Raw genomic sequence first — 1826 nt, 5'->3', positions numbered from 1 at the left:
GCGCGGGGCCGGAGAAGTGAGTGTCTCGCGCGAATGACGATTCTCAGACCTTCAGCAGGTCGATCGTTCGCCTGTCGAGTTCGCCGAGCGTTGCGATCACTTTCATATTGGACTCGTAGGTCCCCATGGCCGCACGCATCCCGGCTTCCTCTTGCGCGGTATCGACGTTGGGCAGCTTGAGATTACCCAGTGCGTCTGCGGCGGGGTGGCCGGGGCTCTGGATCACCCGGAAGGGGCTGGTGTCGCGCACGACACGGCCAATCGGCTCGGCATTGCCCGCGACCGGTGCGAACACGGCGATCTTGCGCTGGTAGGGATCGCCGCCGGGCGTCGTGGCGGTGCTCTGCGCATTGGCGAGGTTTTCGCTCATGACGCGCAATCGGCCATGCTGCACCCGCAATCCCTGCGCCGCGATCGCGGATCCAGAGACGCTTTCGCTCCCGGCCATCTGCCCTCTCCTTGATCCAGCGAGCGGGCCAACGACGCCGTTTCGGTCCGCAAAACCGTGAAGGAAATGTTAGCGATCAGGGTTAATGGGCAGTTAACCACGGCACATTGGACCGATTGCGAATGGCGAAGGAGCGGACTCGCGAACCGGGCCGGTTCTCGCTATCCGACCCGGCAATCGCCGATGACAGCCCGTCGGCGACACCACCGCCGGGGACACGACCCCGTCGCGGCGCCAACCGAACCGAGGGAGCATGGAATGGACGAGGCGAGGTTTCGCGCCCTCGAGGCCCGCATCGACGCACTGGATGGTGAGATCAAGCGCGCACGGAACGACATTCAATGGGCCATCGGCCTGATGTTCGTGGTTCCGGTCGGGCTGCTGATCATCCTGCGGGTGTGGTCTTGAGGCACACGCGCAGGCCCGTCTCCCGGCCGCTCAAGCGGTGAAGATGATGCCGAGCTTGCGGCCACGCCGCCACACCACCTTGCAGCTGCGGGGTCGGACATAGGCGGTCACTGTCAGCGTGAACGCGTCCGGCACCGTCTGGTCGGCCTCGACCTCGATCTGGGCCCCCGTCTCGGATTGGTCCCAGACCAGGCAATCGATCGGGACGGCCCCGGCCTCGGCCACGAGCGATCCGATCCGGAAGGCGTCCGCGCGCCGGGCCCCCCGTCGATTTTCCTCCACGGCTCCCTCCTCGATCAATCGATCGGAGCATTCGACGCGAACGACCTTAACGTTCCGCTGCCGAAGACGGCGAAAAAGCGATCGTCCACCGAAGCCCGGCGCATCGGCACAGGGCGGCACTTGCGTCCGCCCGCATGCCGCCGAAGCGAAACCTTCGCGATACCGGCTCGGCATCGCCACCCGGCTTCGAGGATAGGCCGGTTATCAGATCCGGCACGAGGCGCGCGGCAGCGGTTTCCGATTTCATCGCCCCGAATGCCGGCCACGACACTCCAAGACGAGGCTCTAGACTTGCAGATCGACCACGCGGTCCTGCCCCGGGGGTGGCGCCGCACTGGCTGTAGGGGCTGGTTCGGACGGCCGGTCGAGGGCGACGGTAACGGTCTGCAGTTCGGTCTGGTGGCGCCGCGCCGCATCGTTGCGCGCCTGGTGCAGAATTTCGGTGGCCCGCACGAGTCCGACCCGGTTCAGGGAAACGGTCAGGGTCATGGTCCGTGCTCCTGGGTCGGGGAGCCTGCGCAATCAGGCCAGGATGTCGAGCACGCGGCGCTCGGATTCGAACGTGGATTTCAGGCTGGCGGTGTTCATGTCGATGGCCGCCTTGTCTTGGAGCATCTGCACGGCGGTCGTGGAGAGATCGACCTGGGTCGCTGCCGGCAGGCTGGTGCCGATCGCCGCGATCCCCTCG

General features: G+C 66.2%; 4 protein-coding genes. 1 reads left to right on the top strand and 3 read right to left on the bottom strand.

What is annotated here, in order from left to right:
- Positions 1–43 precede the first annotated feature (43 nt).
- A complete protein-coding gene (locus MFF30_RS25655) occupies positions 44–448 on the bottom strand; it encodes a flagellar basal body rod C-terminal domain-containing protein (RefSeq protein ID WP_238283080.1) in 405 nt (134 codons plus the stop codon).
- Positions 449–706: 258 nt separating this feature from the next.
- Between MFF30_RS25655 and MFF30_RS25650 the strand changes: the two genes are divergently transcribed.
- Positions 707–856, top strand: a complete 150-nt coding sequence (locus MFF30_RS25650) for a hypothetical protein (protein ID WP_238283078.1) — start codon at positions 707–709, stop codon at positions 854–856.
- Between the two features lie 30 nt (positions 857–886).
- On the opposite strand, the gene MFF30_RS25645 is transcribed toward MFF30_RS25650, so the two are convergent.
- Positions 887–1138, bottom strand: coding sequence for a pilus assembly protein PilZ (locus tag MFF30_RS25645; RefSeq protein WP_238283076.1), 252 nt, complete (start codon positions 1136–1138; stop codon positions 887–889).
- A gap of 285 nt (positions 1139–1423) precedes the next feature.
- Positions 1424–1627, bottom strand: a complete 204-nt coding sequence (locus MFF30_RS25640) for a hypothetical protein (RefSeq protein ID WP_238283074.1) — start codon at positions 1625–1627, stop codon at positions 1424–1426.
- Between the last annotated feature and the right edge of the window lie 199 nt (positions 1628–1826).

The sequence above is a fragment of the Methylobacterium goesingense genome, from assembly GCF_022179225.1.
GTDB lineage: Bacteria > Pseudomonadota > Alphaproteobacteria > Rhizobiales > Beijerinckiaceae > Methylobacterium > Methylobacterium goesingense.
Note: the sequence above shows the minus strand (reverse complement) of the source record. Positions and strands in the feature narration are given on the sequence as shown.

Bases quoted from the DNA above. Each gene is read 5' to 3' on its own strand.
- MFF30_RS25640 (WP_238283074.1), bottom strand. From the start codon at position 1,627: ATGACCCTGACCGTTTCCCTGAACCGGGTCGGACTCGTGCGGGCCACC.
- MFF30_RS25650 (WP_238283078.1), top strand. From the start codon at position 707: ATGGACGAGGCGAGGTTTCGCGCCCTCGAGGCCCGCATCGACGCACTG.
- MFF30_RS25655 (WP_238283080.1), bottom strand. From the start codon at position 448: ATGGCCGGGAGCGAAAGCGTCTCTGGATCCGCGATCGCGGCGCAGGGA.